This window comes from Streptomyces sp. SAS_272, assembly GCF_052543235.1.
Window position 1 is genome coordinate 101,967 of record NZ_JBMNDR010000011.1, and the last position, 20,924, is coordinate 122,890.

Annotated in this window: 18 protein-coding genes and 2 pseudogenes; 14 read left to right on the forward strand and 6 right to left on the reverse strand. The window is 71.6% G+C overall.

Annotated elements, in window-relative coordinates; translation table 11 throughout:
* Window positions 1-166: 166 nt before the first annotated feature.
* The 5 genes and pseudogenes from ACN6LD_RS10285 (at window position 167) to ACN6LD_RS10305 (ending at window position 5,873) form a co-directional block, all read left to right on the forward strand.
* Window positions 167-1,216 carry a sugar ABC transporter substrate-binding protein gene (locus tag ACN6LD_RS10285; RefSeq protein WP_445042941.1) on the forward strand — a complete coding sequence of 350 codons (1,050 nt, stop codon included), beginning with the start codon at window positions 167-169 and terminating at the stop codon, window positions 1,214-1,216.
* A gap of 122 nt (window positions 1,217-1,338) precedes the next feature.
* Window positions 1,339-2,940, forward strand: a complete 1,602-nt coding sequence (locus ACN6LD_RS10290) for a sugar ABC transporter ATP-binding protein (RefSeq protein WP_445042942.1) — start codon at window positions 1,339-1,341, stop codon at window positions 2,938-2,940.
* Window positions 2,941-2,942: 2 nt separating this feature from the next.
* Window positions 2,943-3,986: an ABC transporter permease gene (locus tag ACN6LD_RS10295; protein WP_319198141.1), complete on the forward strand. Its 1,044-nt coding sequence runs from the start codon at window positions 2,943-2,945 to the stop codon at window positions 3,984-3,986.
* Window positions 3,987-4,072: 86 nt separating this feature from the next.
* Window positions 4,073-4,741 (forward strand): annotated as a pseudogene (locus tag ACN6LD_RS10300) (FadR/GntR family transcriptional regulator); the annotation flags it as partial.
* Window positions 4,742-5,069: 328 nt separating this feature from the next.
* Window positions 5,070-5,873 carry an alpha/beta fold hydrolase gene (locus ACN6LD_RS10305; RefSeq protein WP_445042943.1) on the forward strand — a complete coding sequence of 268 codons (804 nt, stop codon included), beginning with the start codon at window positions 5,070-5,072 and terminating at the stop codon, window positions 5,871-5,873.
* A gap of 270 nt (window positions 5,874-6,143) precedes the next feature.
* On the opposite strand, the pseudogene ACN6LD_RS10310 reads toward ACN6LD_RS10305, so the two are convergent.
* Window positions 6,144-7,211, reverse strand: a pseudogene (locus tag ACN6LD_RS10310) (arabinofuranosidase catalytic domain-containing protein); the annotation flags it as partial.
* Window positions 7,212-7,377: 166 nt separating this feature from the next.
* The gene (locus ACN6LD_RS10315; protein WP_445042944.1) at window positions 7,378-8,298 is read right to left on the reverse strand and encodes an alpha/beta hydrolase family esterase; all 921 of its coding nucleotides are present in this window, start codon (window positions 8,296-8,298) and stop codon (window positions 7,378-7,380) included.
* Window positions 8,299-8,983: 685 nt separating this feature from the next.
* On the opposite strand from ACN6LD_RS10315, the gene ACN6LD_RS10320 reads away from it, so the two are divergent.
* Window positions 8,984-10,615 (forward strand): family 43 glycosylhydrolase, encoded by a 1,632-nt coding sequence (locus ACN6LD_RS10320; protein WP_445042945.1) that lies wholly within the window; start codon window positions 8,984-8,986, stop codon window positions 10,613-10,615.
* 238 nt (window positions 10,616-10,853) lie between these two features.
* Here the strand turns inward: ACN6LD_RS10320 and ACN6LD_RS10325 are convergent, their stop codons facing one another.
* Complete coding sequence (locus ACN6LD_RS10325) at window positions 10,854-11,228, reverse strand: winged helix-turn-helix transcriptional regulator (RefSeq protein ID WP_445042946.1); 375 nt, start codon at window positions 11,226-11,228, stop codon at window positions 10,854-10,856.
* A gap of 96 nt (window positions 11,229-11,324) precedes the next feature.
* Here ACN6LD_RS10325 and ACN6LD_RS10330 point away from each other — a divergent pair, with 96 nt between their 5' ends.
* From ACN6LD_RS10330 to ACN6LD_RS10340, 3 genes are all read left to right on the forward strand, one after another.
* Complete coding sequence (locus ACN6LD_RS10330) at window positions 11,325-12,206, forward strand: NAD(P)-dependent oxidoreductase (RefSeq protein ID WP_445042947.1); 882 nt, start codon at window positions 11,325-11,327, stop codon at window positions 12,204-12,206.
* 104 nt (window positions 12,207-12,310) lie between these two features.
* Window positions 12,311-13,519, forward strand: coding sequence for a T4 RnlA family RNA ligase (locus ACN6LD_RS10335; protein WP_445042948.1), 1,209 nt, complete (start codon window positions 12,311-12,313; stop codon window positions 13,517-13,519).
* A 2-nt stretch (window positions 13,520-13,521) separates the two neighbouring features.
* Complete coding sequence (locus ACN6LD_RS10340; protein ID WP_319189787.1) at window positions 13,522-14,436, forward strand: phosphatase domain-containing protein; 915 nt, start codon at window positions 13,522-13,524, stop codon at window positions 14,434-14,436.
* Window positions 14,437-14,591: 155 nt separating this feature from the next.
* On the opposite strand, the gene ACN6LD_RS10345 is transcribed toward ACN6LD_RS10340, so the two are convergent.
* Window positions 14,592-15,359 carry an NPP1 family protein gene (locus ACN6LD_RS10345; protein ID WP_319189785.1) on the reverse strand — a complete coding sequence of 256 codons (768 nt, stop codon included), beginning with the start codon at window positions 15,357-15,359 and terminating at the stop codon, window positions 14,592-14,594.
* 269 nt (window positions 15,360-15,628) lie between these two features.
* Here ACN6LD_RS10345 and ACN6LD_RS10350 point away from each other — a divergent pair, with 269 nt between their 5' ends.
* The 5 genes from ACN6LD_RS10350 to ACN6LD_RS10370 all read left to right on the forward strand — a co-directional run bounded on the left by ACN6LD_RS10350 (window position 15,629) and on the right by ACN6LD_RS10370 (window position 18,838).
* On the forward strand, window positions 15,629-15,856 hold the full coding sequence (locus ACN6LD_RS10350) for a hypothetical protein (RefSeq protein WP_319189783.1): 228 nt from the start codon (window positions 15,629-15,631) through the stop codon (window positions 15,854-15,856).
* On the forward strand, window positions 15,846-16,691 hold the full coding sequence (locus ACN6LD_RS10355; protein WP_445042949.1) for a hypothetical protein: 846 nt from the start codon (window positions 15,846-15,848) through the stop codon (window positions 16,689-16,691). The genes ACN6LD_RS10350 and ACN6LD_RS10355 overlap by 11 nt, the downstream gene beginning before the upstream one ends.
* The gene (locus tag ACN6LD_RS10360; RefSeq protein WP_445042950.1) at window positions 16,622-17,422 is read left to right on the forward strand and encodes a DUF1775 domain-containing protein; all 801 of its coding nucleotides are present in this window, start codon (window positions 16,622-16,624) and stop codon (window positions 17,420-17,422) included. The genes ACN6LD_RS10355 and ACN6LD_RS10360 overlap by 70 nt, the downstream gene beginning before the upstream one ends.
* A 200-nt stretch (window positions 17,423-17,622) precedes the next feature.
* A complete protein-coding gene (locus tag ACN6LD_RS10365) occupies window positions 17,623-18,093 on the forward strand; it encodes a hypothetical protein (protein ID WP_445042951.1) in 471 nt (156 codons plus the stop codon).
* Window positions 18,094-18,181: 88 nt separating this feature from the next.
* Window positions 18,182-18,838 (forward strand): DUF3105 domain-containing protein, encoded by a 657-nt coding sequence (locus ACN6LD_RS10370; RefSeq protein ID WP_445042952.1) that lies wholly within the window; start codon window positions 18,182-18,184, stop codon window positions 18,836-18,838.
* A 254-nt stretch (window positions 18,839-19,092) separates the two neighbouring features.
* Here the strand turns inward: ACN6LD_RS10370 and ACN6LD_RS10375 are convergent, their stop codons facing one another.
* Both ACN6LD_RS10375 and ACN6LD_RS10380 read right to left on the reverse strand, forming a co-directional pair.
* Window positions 19,093-19,737, reverse strand: coding sequence for a hypothetical protein (locus tag ACN6LD_RS10375; RefSeq protein ID WP_445042953.1), 645 nt, complete (start codon window positions 19,735-19,737; stop codon window positions 19,093-19,095).
* A gap of 699 nt (window positions 19,738-20,436) precedes the next feature.
* Window positions 20,437-20,919, reverse strand: a complete 483-nt coding sequence (locus tag ACN6LD_RS10380; protein ID WP_445042954.1) for a MarR family transcriptional regulator — start codon at window positions 20,917-20,919, stop codon at window positions 20,437-20,439.
* Window positions 20,920-20,924: the final 5 nt, after the last annotated feature.

Here is a 20,924-nt window from a genome sequence, read left to right on the forward strand (position 1 = left end):
CCGGCTGACCCTCATTCCCCTTCTCCTCGGGCACGATCCGCGCATTCGACACCAGGATCGGCACCTGCCCGGCCGGCGCCTCCGCCCCCTCCCGACAGGCGGGTACGCCTCCCCTCCCACCGTCGCCCTGCGGCCCCGCGCCCCTGGCTTAGGAGAGAACACGGCCATGAAGCTCGCTCACACCCGCTCCACCGCCGCAGCAGTCACCGCCGTCGTCGCGGTCCTGGCCCTCGCCACCGCGTGCAACCGCGAGAGCGCCGGCTCGACGTCCGCGGGCGGCGACAAGCCCGCCCTCGGCATCGACCTGCCGCGTTCCGACTCCGACTTCTGGAACTCCTACGCTCAGTACCTCAAGGGCGACATCAAGACGGACGGCGTCAACGCCCTGCCCTTGAGCAACTCGCAGAACGACGTCACCAAGCTGGTCGCCAACGTCCAGGTGTTCCAGAACACCGGAGCCAAGGCCGTCGTCATGGCCCCCCAGGACACCGGCGCGATCGCGTCGACCCTCGACACCCTCGCGTCGAAGAAGATCCCGGTGGTCAGCGTGGACACCAGACCCGACAAGGGCGACGTCTACATGGTCGTCCGCGCGGACAACCGCGCGTACGGCACCAAGGCCTGCGAGTTCCTCGGCAAGCAGCTGGGCGGCACGGGCAAGGTCGCCGAACTCCAAGGGGCCCTGGACTCGATCAACGGGCGCGACCGCTCCGAGGCCTTCGCGGAGTGCATGAAGACCAAGTTCCCGAAGATCAAGGTCTTCGAGCTGCCCACCGACTGGAAGGGCGACGTGGCCTCCGCCAAGCTGCAGAGCCTGCTCGCCCAGCACCCCGACCTGAACGGCGTCTACATGCAGGCCGGCGGTGTCTTCCTGCAGCCGACCCTGGCCCTGCTGGAGCAGAAGGGACTGCTCAAGCCCGCAGGCCAGAAGGGCCACATCTCCATCGTCTCCAACGACGGCATCCCGCAGGAGTTCGACGCGATCCGCAAGGGCCAGATCGACGCCACCGTCTCCCAGCCCGCGGACCTCTACGCCAAGTACGCGCTGTACTACGCCGAGGCCGCAGCCGAGGGGAAGACCTTCAAGCCGGGCGCCACCGACCACGACTCCACCATCATCAAGATCCCCAACGGCCTCGAGGACCAGCTGCCGGCACCGCTGGTCACCAAGGACAACGTGGACGACAAGACCCTGTGGGGCAACAACGTCGGCTGACGGCCGCCGGCCCCAGCACACCGCGCCGGGGGACGGACCACGCCCGAGGCCCGCCCCCCGCCGGCCCGGGTGCACACCCGCCCCCGGTCCCAGCCCCCCGTACACGAAGGACGGTATCCACCATGGCGGACACCGCGACCGCCTCTGCGGCCGGCCCCGGCACCCCGGCCCCGGTGGCCGAGGCGACCGGCATCAGCAAACGATTCGGCGCGACCGTGGCGCTGCGCGACGCCCGTATCGCCGTCGCCCCCGGTGAATCGCACGCCCTGGTCGGACGCAACGGCGCCGGCAAGTCGACGCTCGTGTCCATCCTCACCGGCCTCCAGCAGCCCGATACCGGAAGCCTGCGCTTCGCCGGCGAGGCCGCCCCCGCCGTCGGCGACATCGACGCCTGGCGCTCCCGCGTCGCCTGTGTCTACCAGCGTTCCACGATCATCGGTGAGCTGACCGTCGCGGAGAACCTCTTCCTCAACCGGCAGAGCGGCGGCGCCGTCCGGCCCATCCGCTGGAAGCGACTGCGCCGGCGTGCCGAGGAGCTGCTCGGCGAGTACGGCGTGGCCGTCGACCCCGCCGCGCGGGCCAGGGACCTCACCGTCGAGCAGCGTCAGTTCGTCGAGATCGCGCGGGCCCTGTCCTTCGGCGCGCGCTTCATCATCCTCGACGAGCCGACGGCCAAACTCGACGCCCGCGGCATCGAGCGGCTTTTCGACAAGCTCCGCGACCTCCAGCGTCAGGGCGTCGCCTTCCTCTTCATCTCGCACCATCTGCAGGAGGTGTACGACCTCTGCACCACGGTCACCGTCTACCGCGACGCGGCCCACATCCTCACCGCGCCCGTCGCCGAGCTCGGACACCAGGCCCTGGTGGAGGCCATGACCGGCGAGTCGGCCGGCGCGCTCCCCCCCCCCCCCCGCCCCCGGGCCGCCCGGGCGGACGCCGCGGAACTGCTGACGCTGGACGCGCTGACGCTGCCCGGCGCCTGCGAGGACATCTCCTTGACGGTCCGCTCCGGCGAGGTCGTCGGGCTCGCCGGGGCGACGGCCAGCGGCAACGTGCAGGTGGGTGAGGCGATCGCCGGGCTGCACCGGGCCAGGACGGGCCGGATCTCGGTGCACGGCAGGCCCGTGCGCACCGGCAGTGTGCCGTCCGCGCTCGCCGCCGGGGTCGGATTCGTCCCCGAGGACCGCCACCTCCAGGGACTGGTCGGCAACCGCAGCGTGGCGGAGAACGCGACCCTGACCGTCACCGACCAGCTCGGCCCGTTCGGCACGGTGCTCCCCGCCCGGACCAGGGCGTTCGCCCGGAACATGATCCGCGACCTCGACATCAAGACCCCCGGAGCCGGCACCCCGGTCTCCGCCCTCTCCGGAGGCAACCAGCAGAAGGTCGTCGTCGCACGCGCCCTGGCCACCGTCCCCGACGTACTGGTGGCCATCCGGCCCACCAACGGCGTGGACGTCAAGTCCAAGGAATTCCTGCTCGCCAGGATCCGGCAGGTCGCCGACGACGACAAGGCCGCGCTGATCGTCTCCGACGAGCTGGACGACCTCAAGGCCTGCGACCGGGTCGTCGTCATGTTCCACGGGCGGGTCGTCGCCGAGTTCGCCCGCGGCTGGAAGGACGAGGACGTCGTCGCCGCCATCGAGGGCGTCTCCGGCGGCGCCACCCACGTCATCGCGTCACCCCTGTCCGCCTCATCCGGCGCAGACGAGCACGGAAGGTAGTCATGTCCGCCACCACAGATCTCACCGAGCCCACCGCGAGCAAGGCCGGGCCGGCCGGCGGCGACGCCGTCCGCCGCCCGGTCGACCTCGGACGCTTCCGTGAGCTGTCCCTGGTCCCGGCGATCCTCGTCCTCGGCCTGATCGGGTTCATCGTCTCGCCGGCCTTTCTCACCGCCGACAACCTGATCGGTGTGGCCCAGCAGTCCACCGAGCTGAGTCTGCTGGTGCTCGCCACGACGTTCATCCTGATCGCCGGACGGATGGACCTGTCGCTGGAGTCCACCATCGGCGTGGCCCCCGTCATCGCCGTCTGGCTCGTACTGCCCTCCAGCGGCGGCCGGTTCAACGGGCTCGGCCTCCTCCCCGAGTGGACGGCCGTCCCGCTCTGCCTGCTGGTCGGCGCGCTGATCGGAGCCGTCAACGGCTTCCTCATCCTCAAGCTGCGCCTCAACGGCTTCATCGTCACGCTCGGCGCCCTGACCATGCTCCGCGGTCTGCAGGTCGCCCTCTCCGAGGGCCAGTCCATCGTCGAGCTGCCCTCGTCCTTCACCTATCTGGGCAAGGCGTCCTGGCTGGGCATGCCCGCCGCCATCTGGGTGTGCGCGCTGCTCTTCGCCCTCGGGGGCAGTGCACTGGCCTGGCTCCGTCACGGCCGGGCGCTCTACGCGATCGGCGGCAACGCGGAGGCGGCCCGTACCGCCGGCATCCGCGTCGACCGCATCGTGTGGATCGTCCTCATCCTCGGCAGCGTCCTCGCCGCGTTCGCCGGCATCCTCTACAGCGGCCACTACGGCTCCATCTCCGCCACCCAGGGCAGCGGCTGGATCTTCCAGGTCTTCGCCGCGACCGTCATCGGCGGGGTCAGCCTCAACGGCGGCAAGGGCTCCGTGTTCGGCGCCCTCACCGGCGTCCTCACCCTGCAGCTGGTCGTGAACGTCATGACGCTGGCGGGCGTGCCTCCGCTGTGGAACCAGTTCCTCAACGGCGCCATCATCATCGTCGCCCTGGTCATCTCCCGCTTCGCCTCCGGCGAGAAGCAGGAGTAACCGCCTCCCGCCTGCGGCTCCGCCGGCGTCATGCCGGGCCCGGCAGAGCCGCCGCCCCCCCACCCCCAGCACCGAGAGGCACGCGCGTGGCACTGACGGACGACGCGATCGACAAGATCAAGGCGATGATCGTCGCAGGCGAGCTCGCGCCCGGTTCCCGGCTGCCGAAGGAAGAGGTCCTCGCCGAACAGCTCGGACTGTCCCGGAGCTCGCTGCGTGAGGCCGTCCGTGCGCTGGCCGCCATGCGGATCCTGATCACCCGCCAGGGCGACGGCACCTACGTCTCCAGCCTCGAGCCCCATCTCCTCCTGGAGACCCTCTCCTTCGCCGCCGACGTCTCCCAGGGCCACGCGGCTCTGCAGTTGCTGCAGGTGCGCCGGCTGCTCGAACCGCAGGCGACCGGACTGGCCGCGGCGCTGCTGACGCCGAAGGACCTCCGGGAACTGCGCGACATCCTGGACCGGTCCCGGACCGTCGCCACGGTGGAGGAGTTCGTCGCCCATGACACGGCCTTCCACCTCAGGATCGTCGAAGCCGTCGGCAACCCCGTGCTGTCGATGCTGCTGCAGGTGGTCTCCACCCGCACACAGCGCGTCCGCATCGTCCGCGGCAGCCGGACCCGTCACGCCCTGGACCACGCCCATCGGGACCACGAGCAGATCCTCGCCGCGCTCATCTCACGCGACGCCCTGCTCGCCGCGTCGGCCGCGACCGTCCACATCACCGCCGTCGAGCAGTGGCTGGCCGCCAGCCTGACCGACGCCTCGGACGAACCGGCGGCGACCGAATCCGTCGGCCCTTCCCCCGACGCCGCGGCCGCCCCCTCCGCCTCGCCCCCGGCCTCTGCCCCACCCCGTGCGGGCGGCGGCCCGGCCCGCGTCCCGGGCGCGACCTCAGGTCCGGCGCCGCCTGCCGCCCGATCGGGTTCCGGCCCGCACCACGAGCGCACGGGCGTCGCACCGACCCGCTGAGACGCGGCGTCGGGCGGCGCACCGTGGACGCACCGGGCGCTCACCCGGGCCGCCGGCGGCGCGAGCCCTTCCTGTGCAGGCGCGCCCGTCCTGCGCAAGCGAACCCTTCCTTGTGCGGGCGAACCCTTCCTCTGAGGGCGCGCCGCTACTCGGCGGCCGCGCCCTCGGGTGCGTCCTCCCCCTTGCCCCGCCCCTCGATCTTCAGCAGCAGCCCCAGCAACGCCTCCCGCTCGGCCTCCGCCAGGCCCTCGAAGCACTCCGCGAGCACCTGAGCAGCGTCGCCGACCTCGCGGCCGGCTACCTCCGCCTGCTGCACGACCGACATCTGTCCGACGTCCTGGTCGTCGGCTCCTCACTGGGCGGCTGGATCGGCGCGGAGCTGGCCGCGGCCGACACAGAAGGCCTGATCAGCGGACTGATCCTGCTGAACGCGGTGGGCATCGAGGTCGCCGGCGAACCCGTCCAGGACTTCTTCGCCCTGGACGCGCGAGGCGTGGCCGAGCACGCGTTCCACGACTCCGAGCGCTTCTACGTCGACCCCGCGACCGTGCCGGCCGATCGCCTCGCCGCCGTCCAGGCCGACATGGCCGCCCTGCGGGTCTTCTCCGGCGGCCCCGCCATGAGCGACCCCGCCCTCCGTCCCCGCCTCGCGGCCGTCGACGTCCCGACCCTCGTCCTGTGGGGCGAGAGCGACCGCATCGCGACGCCGGCCTACGGCGAGGAGTACGCCGCGTCCTTCGGGAACGCCCGCTTCGCAGTGGTCGCCGAAGCGGGCCACCTGCCCCACCTCGAACAGCCCGCACGCACCTTCGCACTGATCGACGCCTTCGCCGCGCAGACCGCACGCCGCCGAGCCGCTCCGGCGCGGCATGCCGCCGGGTCGGCGCCGAAGGCAGGCCGGTTTCCCGCCTCCTGACGGTACGTCACCCGTCGGCGTCCTACGCAAGCACGGCGATCCCCCGGCCGTGAGCCACTGCCGGGCGTGTCCCCGTCTGCCTCGGACAGCGTGCCGCCCGGTTCCTCCGGCGTGAGGGTGTCATCCGATCGACCGTCGTCACCCCGTCCGCACGGGGCCGGGCGGCCGCCCCGGGGGCGCGGGCGGGCGTGTCCCCGGGTGGCGCGTCGGCGGCTCGGCGCCCCGGAGCTCCGAGCCGCCGGTCGAAGCCGGCGCTGGTCAGGACCGTCCGTAGCCGGCCGCGTTGACGTTGGCCTGTACGGCGTTCTCGGTGGCGTCCGACGGGTAGCCGGAGGTCATGACGCCTTCGTAGAAGGTACCGGCGGATCCATGGCTGTTGTCGCCGCCGATGCCGAGGATGATGGCGCCTTCCTTCTTCATCGGGTTGTAGCCCGCCACGTTGGGCCGCGGCCCGTTGTAGAACGTCGACAGTCCGCCCGACTGGGCGTTGCCGCCGCGGATCGACCAGTGGTTCGGCTCGCCCTTGACGATGGCGGTCAGGTAACGGTGGCTGATGCTCGGGTCGTTGGCGTTGTAGCGCCGGTTCACCCCGGAGAACAGGCCGTTCTCGAGGTCGGCCATGATCCAGGGTCCGTTTCCGGCGCCGTAGCCCCAGACCTTGATGTTGCCGAAGTAGATGGTCTCCATGGTGCCGTTGCCGTTGTCCCGGCTGTTGGTCTCGGCGTTCCCGTAGTCGAAGCAGCAACCGCCGTTGTAGTGCTGGCCGTTGAGGACGGCGTACATGCCCTCGGGCTGGTCGCCCTTCGCCACGCCGTTGGTGTTGTTGTTGCGGTAGCCGGTGCCGGGGGCGACGAACACCCCGTACGCCTTGTGGCCGGCGATGGTGATGGGGGCCGCGGTCGCGTTCGCGAGGTTGTCGTAGCCGCCCGGCGCGGGGCCGGGGAATCCGCCGGGAGGGGCCTGGGTGAGCCGGTTGCCCCTGCCCGACTGGTCGTAGACGACGGTGATGAGGCACGTCGTGCCGGCGCAGAACGAGTCCTGTGCGGCTGCGTTGGCGTATCCGCCCTGGCTCAGGACGCCGATGTCCCGCGTGGCGTTGTCGGAGGCTCGGCGTACCTGGTAGAGCGGGCCGTTGTAGGAGCCGTAGAGGGCACGGGTCGTGCTGTGCGCGGCGACGCACGGGGTGCGGCCGGAGGCGTAGATGTCGCAGGGTCCGGTGCCGGCGGCCTGGGCGGTCGAGGCCGTGCCGGTGAGCAGCCCGGCGCTCAGCGCGACTGCCGCTCCGGTCGCCGCCACGGTGAGCGGAAGTCGGCGTAGCCACTGATGACGGTTGGTCATGTGTGCGCTCCTTGTTCGGGGACGGGTCTCTGTCCCGCGGGTGGGAGGTGCGGGCCCGCGCTCGGCGCCCGTGCGCTGCGCGGAGTCCGGCCCTTCGCGACGCGGCTCGGGCCGCTCGGGTGCTTCGAGCCCGGGTGAGGTCGTGAAGGACCGGGACACGGCCTGGCTAGAACTGGCTGAAGAACTTCCAGATCTCGCCGGGCACCCAGGTCCTGGAGCCGCTGTCTCCGCCGGCCCCGTCCTGCGGAGCCGCGATGTGGCCCTCGTCGAACGCGGCCCAGACGACCGGATGGCCGGACGAGCAGCCGGAGTAGGCGGTGACCCGGTGGGTGCGGCTTCCCTGTGCCGGCTCGGGCGGGTTCTGGGCGGAGCAACCGTTGTTGCGGACGAACCGGTCGCGCAGTGCGCGTCCGCCGGAGACGCCGAGGACGCTGTCCCTGATGCCGTGCACCCCGAGGTACGCGACAGGCAGGGCGCCACCGCTGCAGCCGCTGAGCTGTCCGCCGGACTGCACCGCGACCGCACGGAACTCGGTCGGCCTGGCGCACGCGAGGGCATAGCTCATGGCGGCCCCGTAGCTGAAGCCGAGAGCGAAGCGCCGTGACGTGTCGACGCACAGAGCGGCCTCGATCTGGGTGCGCATGGTGTCGACGAACGCCACGTCCTCACCGCCCGCGTTGCCCCAGCCGTTGTTGAGTCCCTGGGGGGCGACGAAGATGGTGCTGTTGTTGGCCAGTCGTTGGAGCCCGTAGTAGGCCCAGGCGCCCGTCTCCACCGTCCGCCCCGTGGCCACGTCGGTGGCGGTGCCGCCCAGCCAGTGGAACCCGAAGACCAGACGGTAGGGGCGGTTGCGGTCGTAGTTGTCCGGAACCTTCAAGGTGTAGTTGCGGCTCTTGCCGCCGCTCTGCACGGTGTGGGCGCCGCTCGTCAGCCCGGGGGCCCTGCCGCAGCCGGCTGTCGCCGAGGCCGCCCTGGGTGCTGAGGATTGCGGACCGCCGGACGAACTGCCGTACGCCGTCGTCGCACCCATGACCAGGGCGACGACTGCCGCGAGCGCGGCGGGCCATGCCTTGCGCCTCGATTTCACGAGACTCCTTCCGCAGGTCTGTCACTGGTGACGTGCCGTCAACGGTGTTCGATGGCGGTTACGTCGACTGATACGGCGCCCTCGCTCGCGTCGGGCCGCCCGGGACCACCGCCCTCACCGTCGACGGGCCGAAGGGCCGGAAGATCGGCGGTGGCGCGCCGGACTGCGGGGCGAGGTCGGTTGCCCTTACGGATACGGATGACGCTGAATGCAGCGGCGCATGCTCCTCCGGTCCCGCGCCCGGGCCGGGGGCCGCGGCGCCGGATCGGCGGAGCGATACCGAACCACCTCAACTGTTCGTGATGCCGAACATGGATCGTCGATTCGGACACCTCTGGATGATAGGAATCTCGCAGCGATCGTCAAGAGACATCACATGATTCGATGTCCCAGGCTCGCAGATCCGCTCCTTTTCCAGCCAATACGCCTCGACAGAGTCGGATTCCCCCCACATTGACCCCTCCGACGCGGACCGGAGCGGGTCCGTCGGACTTGCCTCAACGAAATATTTCGACTTCGGCAACGCATGATGCGAAGGGGATTGACGCACCGTCAGGAGCTTCTATGATCCGAGGACGTTCATGGACTCAATCAGCGTTCGACATACGGAACGACATCACAGCTCGCACACAGCCAGCCCGACCCCCACCGCGCCGCAGGCCCACCCGGAAGGGCAGTGAGCTACATGACATATACGCATCATTCGGTCAGTCGCCGTACGGCGTTGGCAGTGACCGGCGGGATGGCTGCCGGCGCCCTGTCGCCCCTCGGCCCGGCGAACCGGGCACGAGCAGCAACGACGGACGCGGCAGCGGCCTCGTACCCGAACCCGGTGATCTGGCAGGACTTCGCCGACATCGACATCATCCGCGTCGGCGGCACGTACTACTGCTCCGCGTCGACGATGCACTACTCCCCCGGCGCTCCCGTGCTCCGCTCGTACGACCTCGTGAACTGGGAGATCGCCGGCCACTCCGTGCCCGTGCTCGACTTCGGGTCCAAGTACGACCTGAACGGCGGCCGAGGTTACGTCCGAGGCGTCTGGGCGTCGTCGCTGGCCTACCGTCCCGGCAACGGCACCTTCTACTGGCTCGGCCAGATCGACTTCGCACAGACCTACCTCTACACCGCCACGTCCGTCGAGGGCCCGTGGAAGAGACACGCAACGCTCAGCCAGGTCTATTACGACGCGGGGCTGCTGGTGGACGACGACGACACCCTGTACGTCGCGTACGGGAACAGCGCCATCAGCGTGGCCCAGCTGTCCCCGGACGGACGCAGCCAGGTGCGGTCGCAGCAGGTGTTCAGCACGCCGTCCAGCATCGGCACACTGGAGGGCTCCCGCTTCTACAAGATCAACGGGAACTACTACATCTTCCTGACCCGCCCCGCCAACGGCCAGTACATCCTGAAGTCGACCAGCGGCCCCTTCGGGCCGTACACACTGCGCCAGGTCCTGCTCAACCTGCCCGGTCCGGTGCAGGGCGGCGGCGTTCCGCACCAGGGCGGGCTGGTGCGGACGCAGGCCGGAGCCTGGTACTACATGGCCTTCGTCGACGCCTATCCCGGCGGAAGGATGCCCGCCCTGGCCCCCGTCACCTGGACCGCGGACGGCTGGCCCGTCCTGCAGCTCGTGAACGGCGCCTGGGGCACGTCGTATCCCAGCCCCGTCGTGCCGACACCGCCCCGTCAGGTCACTCCCCTCACCGGCGTCGACACCTTCGACGGCACAGTCCTCAAACCGAAGTGGGAGTGGAACCACAATCCGGACAACAGCAAGTGGTCCGCGGGCGACGGACTGACCCTGCGCACGGCGACGGTCACCAACGACCTCTACGGGGCCCGCAACACGCTCACCCACCGTATCCAGGGCCCCACGTCCACCGCGACGATCCAGCTCGAGCACTCGGCGATGCGGGACGGCGACCGGGCCGGTCTCGCGCTGCTGCGCGACTCCTCCGCGTGGATCGGGCTCCAGCGCGACGGCGGCGTCACCCGCGTGGTCATGGTCGACGGGCTGACCATGGACGGTAACTGGAAGACCACCGGAACGGGAACCGTCCGCGCGAGCGCGAGCGTGCCGAGCGGCGGCCGCCTCTGGCTGCGGGCCGGCGCCGACATCCGGCCCGGCGCGTCCCGGCCCGGCGTCTTCTCCTACAGCTCCGACGGCGTCACCTTCACACGGCTCGGCCCCGCGTTCTCCCTGGGCAACGACTGGCGGTTCTTCATGGGTTACCGGTTCGCCCTCTTCAACCACGCGACCCAGGCGCTCGGCGGCTCCGTCCGCGTGACGCGGTTCGAGCTCTCCACTCCCTGAACTGCCCGGCCTCCCCCGCGCCGCTCCCCGGCCCGCCGCCGCACCGCCCCCATCGCCCGCACCCCACCGCGCGCGGGGCGCAGTGCGCCCGAAATGCGTGCCGGAGCCCGTGGAAGGCCTCTGCGCCCCCTTCCCGAGCCAGGCCGAGGGCACTGATCTCACCAGTGGCCGGCCGTCCAGGCGCGAAGAGGCCGGCGTGCCGGTCGTGGCCCTCGACGAGCCGCTGTGGCCGGCGCCTTCACAACGGAAGCCGGTCCGGCTTCTCCTCCGGTCCCCGGGAGGTCGCCCGTTCGCGGCCCCAGACGGCCAGCGGCTGGAGTGCGTCGTTGAGACGCTTGCCGTCCTCGGTCAGTGAGTACTCGACGCGGGGCGGCACCTCGTCATAGGACACGCGGTGCACGACACCGTCCGCTTCCAGCTCACGCAGGTGGGAGGCCAGCACCTTCTCGGTGACCCCCGAAAGCAGGCGACGCAGCTCGCCGAAGCGACGGTGCGGGTGCTCGTGGAGCGCCCAGAGGATCAGCACCTTCCACTTGCCGCCGATCACCTCCATCGCGGTGTCGATCCCGCAGACGTGTCCGTCCGGTGTGCCCGGCCGGTTCAGCGTCGTCATGCCCCACCCTTCTGACGTGCTCGCTCACCTCGGGGCAACCACCCACCGCAAAGTGCGTACTTGATCGTCTTCGGTTCTGTGACCAGCCTGATCGTCATGACACAGAACACCGTGGAGAAGACTCCCGTCACGATACTCGGGCTCGGCGCGATGGGGGCCGCGCTGGCTCGCAGCTGGCTCGCCGCCGGCCACCCGCTCACCGTCTGGAACCGCACCCCGGCCCGCGCCGCGGAGTTCGCCGCCGAGGGTGCGAGGGTCGCGGACACCGCCGCCGAGGCGGTCGCGGCGAACACCCTGACCGTCGTCTGTCTGCTGGACGACACCTCGGTCGACGAGGCGTTGGCCGGGATCGACCTGGCCGACCGGGATCTCGTCAACCTGACCACCGGCACGCCCGCCCAGGCCCGCGCACGCGCGCGGTGGGCCCGCGACCGTGGGGCCCGCTACCTGGACGGCGGAATCATGGCCGTCCCGCCGATGATCGGCGTCCCCGAAGCAGGCGGCTACGTCTTCTTCAGCGGCTCGCGCGAACTGTTCGAGCAGCACCGGGAGACTCTGGCGGTCCCGGTCGGCACCGCCTACGTCGGCGAGGACGCGGGCTTCGCGGCCCTGCACGACGTGGCCCTGCTCAGCGCCATGTACGGGATGTTCGCAGGTGCCGCGCACGCGTTCGCTCTGATCCGCAATGAGGACATCGATCCAGCGACGCTCGCCCCGCTGCTCGCCGACTGGCTCGTGGCGATGGCCCCGGCAGTCCACCGGACCGCCGAGCAGCTGCAAAGGGGCGACTACACCGAAGGCGTCGTCTCGAATCTCGCCATGCAGGTCGCCGGCACGCCGACCTTCCTGAGCACGGCCGAGCAGCAGGGAGTCAGTCCAGAACTGCTCACCCCCTACTTCGAGTTGATGCGCCGCCGCCTGGCCGAGGGCGGCGGCGAGGAGGATCTGACGGGCGTGATCGATCTGCTGGTGCGCTGACCAGCGGCGCGGTGGGCCTGACCCGCGCCGTGTCCGCGGCTAAATGGCTGTTCACCGGCCCTCCCCTCGCGTGACAATCAGGCATCAGCAAGGGGAGGAACACCATGAGCCAGGTCAACCTGACTCTTCATGAGCTGCTGCCGCCGCAGGAGTTGGCGGCCGCGCTCGACGCGGGGCACGTCACGCGCAAGCCGCACCCGGAACTGCCGCTGTCCATCTACACGTACACGCGGGTCTGTCAGTACGAACGGGTGTGGAACCGGGTGACGACCCGCTGTCGGGGCCTTGTCGCCGACGACGTCACCGGTGAGATCGTCGCGCTGCCGCTGCCCAAGTTCTTCAACGTCGGTGAGCACGAGGCCCGTCAGCCCTACGCGCCCGAACTCCCGGACGAGCCGTTCGAGGTGTACGAGAAGGTGGACGGCAGTCTGGCGGTGGTCTTCCACTACGCCGGGCGGTGGCGGGTCGCGTCCAAGGGCTCGTTCATCAGCGCCCAGGCCACCTGGGCGCAGCGTCTGCTCGACGGGAAGGACACCTCCGCTCTGGTGCCCGGGGTGACCTACCTGGCCGAGGTCCTGTACCCGCAGAACCGGATCGTCGTCGACTACGGCGAGCGCCGTGACCTGGTGCTGCTGGCCGCGTTCGCCAAGGACGGCACGGAAGTCGCCCTGCCGGAGGCCGAGACTCACTGGGGCGGCATCGGTTCGGTCGTCACCGTGTGGCCCGCCATGCCGCTCGGCGAACTGCTGGCCCTCGCCGAGGGCAACCGGCTTCCCGGCGGCCGGGCGGCCACCGGCACCGAGGCCGAGGGGTTCGTGCTGCGCTTCGCCTCCGGGGTGCGGGCCAAGGCCAAGCTGGCCGAGTACGTCCGGCTCCACAAGGTCCTCACCGGTGTGACAGAGCGGGACGTCTGGCGCGGTCACGGCATCCAGCGGTTCGCGGGGCTGCCCGCCAAGCAGGTGGCCCAGGCACTCGGCTGCTCGGTCGAGGACGTCGCCGCGTCCGGGGGCCGACCCCTGGACGCGCTGCTGGAGCAGGTGCCCGACGAGTTCGACGGCTGGGTGCGCGGTGTCATCGCGGGCATCGAGAAGCAGGTGGACGAACGCGAGCGGGCGATCGACGAGGCGTTCAGTTCCCTCGCCCCGCTCGCCGGCGACCGGGGGGCCTTCGCCCGCGCCGTCGGCGCGCTGCCCGACGCGGCGCTGCGCCCCGCGATGTTCCTGCGCCTCGACGGGCGCCCGACCGGGTTCGTGACGTACCGTTCGGTCCGGCCGGAGGCGTCCGACCCGTTCAAGACCGACGAGGAGAACTGACCGTGCCCGTAGTACACGTCATGACGGGGCTTCCGGCCTCGGGGAAGACGACCGCCGCGCGCAGGATGCAGGCGGAGTCCGAGGGCCGGATGCGTCGTGTCAACCTCGACGACCTGCGGGCGATGCTCGACGTCCCGGCGCCCGAGCGCGGCCGGTCGCACGCGCACGAGCAGACCGTGCTGGCGATCCAGGACGCGGCGGTGCGCGCGGCCGTCGACGGCGGTTTCGACGTCGTGGTGGACAACACGCACATGACTCCGCACATACCGAAACGCCTGAAGGCCGCTGTGGCGGGACAGGCCACCTTCGTCGTGCACGACTTCACCGACGTGCCGGTGGAGGAGTGCATCCGGCGCGACGCCGAGCGGGAGCGAGCGGTCGGCGAGGAGATCATCCGCCTCCTGGCCCACAAGAACGGCGTGGCGAGGCGGGGCGGCTGGCGGCTCACCGCGGAGTGGCTCAACGACGAGCCGTCCGTCGAGCCGTACATCGCGGACCCGGCCCTCCCCTCGGCCGTCATGTGCGACATCGACGGCACGCTCGCCCTGCGGGGCGCCCGGGGCCCGTTCGACTTCACCCGCTGCGAGGAGGACCTGCTCAACGTGTCGGTGCGCGGTGCGCTGCGCTCCTTCCGGAGCGCCGACGGCGATGTCGTCGTCCTGCTGTCGGGCCGCGGTGAGGAGCACCGCGAGCGGACGGAGTCATGGCTGCGTGCGCACGAGGTGCCGTACGACGAGCTGTGGATGCGCGCCGCGGGTGACGGCCGCCGCGACGACGTGGTGAAGGCGGAGCTGTTCGACCGGCATGTGCGTCACCGCTTCGCGGTGCGGGTCTCCCTCGACGACCGGGACCGTGTCGTCGCGGTGTGGCGCCGGATGGGCCTGCCGACCTGGCAGGTCAACTACGGCAGCTTCTGACCTTCGGCGGGCGCGGGGCGTCCGTTTCACATGGCGTCGTCCGTCTCGGATCGGCCGCCCCTGCGTGTGGGGGGCGGCCGATCGTCGTGCATCGGGGACCGGCCGGTGAGCCGACCCCGCTGCGAGGGGTGCGTGGGGACCGCGCCCTGCGGGCGTCAGGCGTACGGGTCGAAGGGGATCCCGGACGGCTTGGCCTTGTTGAGCGTGTCGTTGAACTTGGAGTCCTGGAGGGGGAGGTTGGCGTCACCCCAGTCGGAGCCGTTCAGAGTGTTGCGCAGGTTGGGCGCCAGGTTGTCCCAGGTGAGCAGGTTCTCCTGGTGCCAGGCGCCGGTGTCGTTCTCGGCCGTCTCTCCCCACTGGGCGAAGCGGAAGGCGTGGGTGCTGGCGCCGTCCTTGTGGTAGACGGCCATGACGCGCTGGCCGCTCATCGGGACGTCGGCGATCGGATGGGTGCTGAACCCGCCGTGCCGGGAGGCGGACAGGTACGACGGCGTGTTCGCGCCCTGGACGACCCAGACGACCATGCACTCCCAGTCGTGGCGGTGGCCGATGCCGGGCGAGGCCTCGTCCTTCTCGAAGTAGCTGGCGTAGATGATCCCGCACCAGCCGTTGTTGCACTTGGCCCGCGAGTAGGTGTTGGCGTGGTCGAGGTGCCCGCCGCGGCACTGGCCGGTGACAGAACCGGTCGGCTTCAGACCGCCGTTGAGGTTGCCGGCCGGGTCGATGGCGGCGGCGGGGTAGCACGAGTCCGTGTCGTAGTCGTACACGGGCTCGAAGTACGCCTGGAACGTGGTGGCGTTCTCGGGGAGGTTCTGCAGCACGCCTGCGGAGGCGCTGCCCGACAGGGTGACCGTGAGCGCGAGGGCGCTGCCCGCGACGGTCGTGGTTCTGACGAGCCGGGAGGTCCTGCTGGTTCGAGGCATGGGGAATCCCATCGGCGGTTCGGTGGTTGCGGACATGACATCCGCGGTGTGCAGGAAGAGAGTGGCAAGCCGAAGGGGCGGTGGAAGGGCTTTCTACAAAACTCATGGGAGCCGTTCGAAGAACTGATCAACGCCCGCCGGACGTTCCGTGGCGGGTTGTTCGCCTTCGGCCGCCCGCGGCCTCCTGCGGTCTCTGGCGGTCTCGGCGACGCCGCCGCGGCAGGCGCCCGTCCGCGGGAACCGCGCGCACCGCCCCGAAAGATCGCCTCATGGGATCCGTCCAGGTGAACGGGCCCACCCGATCCGACGTATACGTCGAGGTGAACGCACGTGCCGGCCACGGAGTCGCCGACGACGGACGACCGACCGCCCCGAACCAGTGGCAGGTCATGGTCGGCGCGCGCAGTGCGCTGCGGCGCGCGGCGCCCGGGCCGGCGACCGCGACCGCGCCCACGCGCCCGGGCGTCGAGGGGATGATGGGCTGCCGTGCCGGCTGATCAGGTGACCGGAGACCATGGACGTGCCGAGGCGGACCGGGCCGGCCGCGCCGAAACCTGCGCGCGGGCCGGGCTGTTCGCCGTGCTCGGCACCGTCCTCGCGGCGTTCGGCCACCACGCGATCGCCGAAGGCACGGTGCCCTGGCGGCTGGTGACCGTGCTGACCGTGGCGCAGTTCTCGGCAATCTGGCCGCTCGCGCGACGGCGCTGCGCCCCGGTCACCACGATCGGGGTCACGCTGGCCACGCAGGGTGTGCTGCACCTCGCGCTGTCCTGCGCGGACGGCGACGCCCCGATGGCCGCGACCGGGCACACCTCGCACGCAGGGCACATGACCGCCGTCGGCGACGGCCACTCCTGGCATCACGCCGGAGCGGCGATGACCATGGTGCACACGACCGCCGCTCTGGTGGTGGCCTGGCTGTTGCATCGGGCGGACACCCGGATGAGGGCCGCGCTCGGCACGCTCCGCACCCTCGCCGGGGCCGCCGCGTCCGCGCTGGCCCTGCGGCCCCGGGCGCTCACCGATCCGGACCGGCCGGCCGCCCGGCCGCCCCGTCTGCGGTCCGGCGCGTTCTTCGAGGCGGCGGCACAGGCACGGGAGGAGGTGCTGGAGCACGCGGTGGTGCGCAGGGGACCGCCTCGGCGGGGACGCCCTCTCGTTCGTTCACCGGCCCCGGTCACTGCGGGGGCCGCATCCACCCCTGTCAGCCAGGAGTCCCCGTGCCAATCTCCACCCGTCCCATGTCCCTCTCCACCCGTCCCGTGTCCTTCTCCACCCGTCCGTCGGCGCGTGCCGGCCGTCGTCTCGTCCTCGCCGGCGCCCTCGCGTTGACGGCCACCCTCGCCCTTGCCTCCCCGGCCGCCGCGCACGCGGAGGTCGAGGCCGACAAGCCCCAGGCGCTCGCCGAGAACGTCACCCTGAGCTTCGTCTCCGAGGCCGAGTCCGACTCGGCGGGCTTCACCGACGTGCGCGTGGTCCTTCCCGAGGGAATCGCCCCCTCCGACATCACCCTCGACGAGGGCCCCAAGGGCTGGAAGCTGACCGCGGCCGCGGACGGCTACACCCTGGCCGGCCCGGCGCTGAAGACCGGTGTCGACGCCGAGTACAAGATCAAGGTTCGCCAGCTGCCGAACGTGAAGGAGCTCGTGTTCAAGACCGTCGAGACCTACAGCGACGGTGAGGTCTCCCGCTGGATCGAGCTGCCCACCGGCGGCAAGGAGCCCGAGCAGCCCGCGCCGGTCCTGAAACTCAAGGCCGCGGCCCCGGGCGCCAAGCCGGTCGCCGCCAGCCCGACGGCGACGCCGAGTCCGACTCCCAGCACGGCCGCCTCCACTCCGACCACCACGGCGAGCGAGCCGGACGCCTCGCCGACCGCCGCCGACACGGCTGCCGACACGGCTGCTGCCGAGGACGACGGCATGTCCTTGGGCGCCCTCGTCGCCGTCATCGTGGTCGCCCTCCTCGTACTGGGTGGCGGGGCCTGGTGGCTGGTCAAGCGCCTCTCCGGCCCCTCCGAGTCCTCAGGGTCCTCCGAGTCATCCAGGTCCTCCGGCGAGAACTGACGCGGCACATCGGCGGCGGGGCGAGCGCTGACCGCCTCACCCCGCCGTCGCCCCGTGACGCATCGAAGGCGGCGGCCCGCGCAGGCGGACTGCCACCGGGGTTCTCCCCGTCCCCGACCCGGCCGGCCGGTCGTCCGCGAGTGCCTCACCGTCCGGCCCCGGCGATCGGTGCGTGCGCCCACGGCGCTAGCATCGCGGTGATGAACAGCCAGACCCGGCACCGGCCTTGTGACGCGGAGGCGAAGACCTCGCCCGTCGCGCTCTGCGCCGTGCTGGCGATGCTGCTCGTCGTCGTGGCCATGTGCCTGGGTTCCGCGACCCACAGCACCGCCGGCCGGCAGGCGGTCACCGCCGTGACCGCCGCGATCCCAGTCACCGCCGCGATCCCTGTCACCGCCTCGGCCGCCGCGCAGCCGGCGGCGGACGGCCGGGCCGCCACGCACCACGCGGTGGCCTCGGCGCATCCGGGCGACTGCCACTCGGGCGACGGGTGCTGCGCCCGGTCCGCGCACGGCGGCCCCGCCCTGGTCCCCGCGACGCCGCAGCCGTTGCCGGTCGTCCTGCCGTGCTCACCGCCTCCGGTCCGCCAGACGGTCACCGTCCGTGCCACCGGTCTGCCGCCTTCCCGGAGCGCCCCCGATCTCCACGTCCTCAACGTGCAGCGGATCTAGACGGACGCCACGCGCCCCTGAGCGCACCGGCATCCGCCCTTTCCCCCTGTACTCACCGCCGCACGGCGGAGACGAGGACGACCCTGTCATGAGCAAGACCAGCAAGAAGGCCGCCGCCGCATCCCGCAAGGACCGCATCGAGGAGATGCGCCGCGCCGAGCGAGCCCGTGAGCGCCGCAACCGCATCCTCACCGTCACCCTCAGCGGCGTCATCGTCGCCGCTCTCGTCGGCTGGGGTGCGTATGCCATCGACGACGCGAACGAGCGGGAGGCGCAGAAGGCCGCCACCGCGGAGAAGCCGGTCCCCGGCGAGAAGACCTGGGACGCCGAGAAGCTCGGGCGCAACCACGTCGCCACCGCCGTCACGTACCCGATGCAGCCTCCCGTGGGCGGCGACCACCACCAGGCGTGGATGACGTGCGACGGCACGGTCTACGCCGAGGCCATAACGAACGAGAACGCCGTCCACTCCCTCGAGCACGGCGCCGTCTGGGTCACCTACAACGGCCGGGCCGCCGACTCCGACGTCAAGGCCCTCGCCGACAGGGTCGACAGGACGCCCTACACGCTCATGAGCCCCGTCAAGTCCCAGACCGGGACCATCACCTTGTCCGCCTGGGGCCGTCAGCTGACGGTAGAGAAGGCCTCCGACGCCAGGGTCGAACAGTTCCTGCTCAGGTACGTCCAGGGTGCGCAGACCCCGGAACCCGGTGCCGCCTGCACCGGCGGGCTGACCGCCTCCTGACCGACGTGGTCACCGGGTTCGCCCCGGTGTCCCACGGCGTCCCACCGTGTCCGCGCTGCCCGGGCTCTCCGCGCAGCGCGTCGCGCCGCACGATGCCGCGCCGGCGGACGTCCGGTGCGAGCGCGTCAGGCGGCGCAGAGTCGCAGGCTGGGGCGGAGGCGGGAGCGGCGCCGGGGCCGGGGCCGGGCGGGAGCTGTAGCGGGGGCGGTACAGGTGACGGTGACGGTGACGGTGACCGGGGCGCCCCGGCGTGGTCAGTAGCGCTCGGCCTTGGCGACCTCGGCGGTCAGTGCCGGCTCGGGCGGCTTGCGGCTGATGGCGAGGGGGTGGGCCCGGGCGCCGGCGGCGAGGTCGTCCGCGCCGACGAAGCGCGTCTCGACGACCTTGCCGTCGGAGTCGCGGAAGTCGACCTGGACGGCGAAGGACGCCGTCTCGTCCGTGCTGTTCGTGATGTTCACGATGACGGCCAGCAGGCCGCCCGTCTCGGCACGCGGCTTTCCGGTGATCGAGACGTCCGCAATAGCGTTGCCCCGGCCTTCGAGGTTCTTCAGTTTCTTCTCGGCGGCCTGGTTGGCGCGGGCGACCTCCGCGGACACCGACGCCTCGAACTCCGAGGCCCGCGCCGAGGCGGAGGAGGCGGCGGCGGAAGCGGCAGCGCGGACGGACTCCTTGACGGACGCACCGAGCGAGCCGAGTGCGGACGGCGCGGCACCGGAGAAGGACGCCGTGTCGGGAGCGGACGGGCGCGGGGTGAAGGAAGCGCCGCCGTCGTCACCGTCGCCGCTGCTGCACGAGACGAGCGACATGGCGCCCACCACCGCCGCCGTCAGACCGGCGACGGCGCAAGCGACGCGGCCCCGCAGCGGTCTTGCCTTCACGCCGGACACACCGTCGTTCATCAGGTCGGACCCTTCGTCATGGTTTCATGATTTTCACGCCTTTTGTTCACTCGGCTTCATCGTCCCCGGCCCAGTCCGGCGGAACCACCCGGCAGGGTGCGGAAGAGTGGCGCCGAGGCCGCAGCAGGACAGAGGCGTACGGCGGCTACCCGCGGTTCCTCGCCGCGCGGACGGAGGAGGGGGCTCGCGGCCGCGGGTCGGCGTTCACCGCGGGCGCACCGGTACGACTCGCGCCCGCCGACCGCCGAACGGATCGCCCTGATCGAGCGGTTGCCCGACGACGGCCGGCCCGACGGCTGCGACGGCGAGCGGACCGCGCTCACCCTCCTGCACGACGCGGAGCGGGTGTTCGCCGAGCTGGAGGCGCGCACCCTGACGTCCGAGGCGACCCGACTGCGGCGCATGATCTGGGAGGACCTCGTCATGGCCCGAGCCGTCGCCGACGCCGAGGGTTGGTCCCGGCCCTTGCGCGTCGCCGTGGCCAGGGCACTCCGCTCCTCGGCGCAGGGCACGGGCGACGCGGCGACCGCCCACCGGAACGCCACGCCCGAAGGGGCGTCGGACGACGAGTTGCCCGGGCTGGAGGAGGTGCTGGACGCGTTCGACCGCGGCCTTTTGTGGACGGAGACAGCCGACCGGATGCCCAAGCCTCCGCAGGCCTCGCGACCACGACGACAGTGCGAGGTGCAGGGAGTGGCGTCACCGCGATGTCGGACCGCTCCCGTGGTCCGGCCCTTCGGCGCTCAAGGCCGCGAGCTGCGCGTCGGCGCGCTCGGCGACGAGGGTGAGGACACGGCCGGCTGCGGCCAGGTCATCGGCGGGTATCCCGCCCCATATCCGGGCGGAGAGGGGGGCGGTCTCCGCCCCGACCGCGGTGAGAAGGTCACGCCCCGCGGCCGTGGGACGCAGGTGCGCGCCGTCCGCGACGAGCAGCCGACGGGCCAGCAACTCGTCGAGAGAGACGCGGATGCCGGCCGGATCGGCCTTGAGGGAGGCGCGTACCTGGTCGACGAGATCGTCCGGGCTCTGCGGGGCGCCGGCGGTGACCGCGGCGCGCAGGACGACCTGCTGCTGGAACGTGATGCCGTGGCGGGCCAGCACGTGCTCCAGGACACCGCGGGCGGCGTAGTGGGCCAGGCCCAGGGCGCGGGATTCGGTGGAGCCGGGCGCGGTGGTGGTCATGGTGT

Coding starts and splice junctions, on each gene's coding strand:
- ACN6LD_RS10285 (WP_445042941.1), top strand. CDS start 167: ATGAAGCTCGCTCACACCCGCTCCACCGCCGCAGCAGTCACCGCCGTC.
- ACN6LD_RS10290 (WP_445042942.1), top strand. CDS start 1,339: ATGGCGGACACCGCGACCGCCTCTGCGGCCGGCCCCGGCACCCCGGCC.
- ACN6LD_RS10295 (WP_319198141.1), top strand. CDS start 2,943: ATGTCCGCCACCACAGATCTCACCGAGCCCACCGCGAGCAAGGCCGGG.
- ACN6LD_RS10320 (WP_445042945.1), top strand. CDS start 8,984: ATGACATATACGCATCATTCGGTCAGTCGCCGTACGGCGTTGGCAGTG.
- ACN6LD_RS10325 (WP_445042946.1), bottom strand. CDS start 11,228: ATGACGACGCTGAACCGGCCGGGCACACCGGACGGACACGTCTGCGGG.
- ACN6LD_RS10330 (WP_445042947.1), top strand. CDS start 11,325: ATGACACAGAACACCGTGGAGAAGACTCCCGTCACGATACTCGGGCTC.
- ACN6LD_RS10335 (WP_445042948.1), top strand. CDS start 12,311: ATGAGCCAGGTCAACCTGACTCTTCATGAGCTGCTGCCGCCGCAGGAG.
- ACN6LD_RS10345 (WP_319189785.1), bottom strand. CDS start 15,359: ATGCCTCGAACCAGCAGGACCTCCCGGCTCGTCAGAACCACGACCGTC.
- ACN6LD_RS10350 (WP_319189783.1), top strand. CDS start 15,629: ATGGGATCCGTCCAGGTGAACGGGCCCACCCGATCCGACGTATACGTC.
- ACN6LD_RS10365 (WP_445042951.1), top strand. CDS start 17,623: ATGAACAGCCAGACCCGGCACCGGCCTTGTGACGCGGAGGCGAAGACC.
- ACN6LD_RS10370 (WP_445042952.1), top strand. CDS start 18,182: ATGAGCAAGACCAGCAAGAAGGCCGCCGCCGCATCCCGCAAGGACCGC.
- ACN6LD_RS10375 (WP_445042953.1), bottom strand. CDS start 19,737: ATGAACGACGGTGTGTCCGGCGTGAAGGCAAGACCGCTGCGGGGCCGC.
- ACN6LD_RS10380 (WP_445042954.1), bottom strand. CDS start 20,919: ATGACCACCACCGCGCCCGGCTCCACCGAATCCCGCGCCCTGGGCCTG.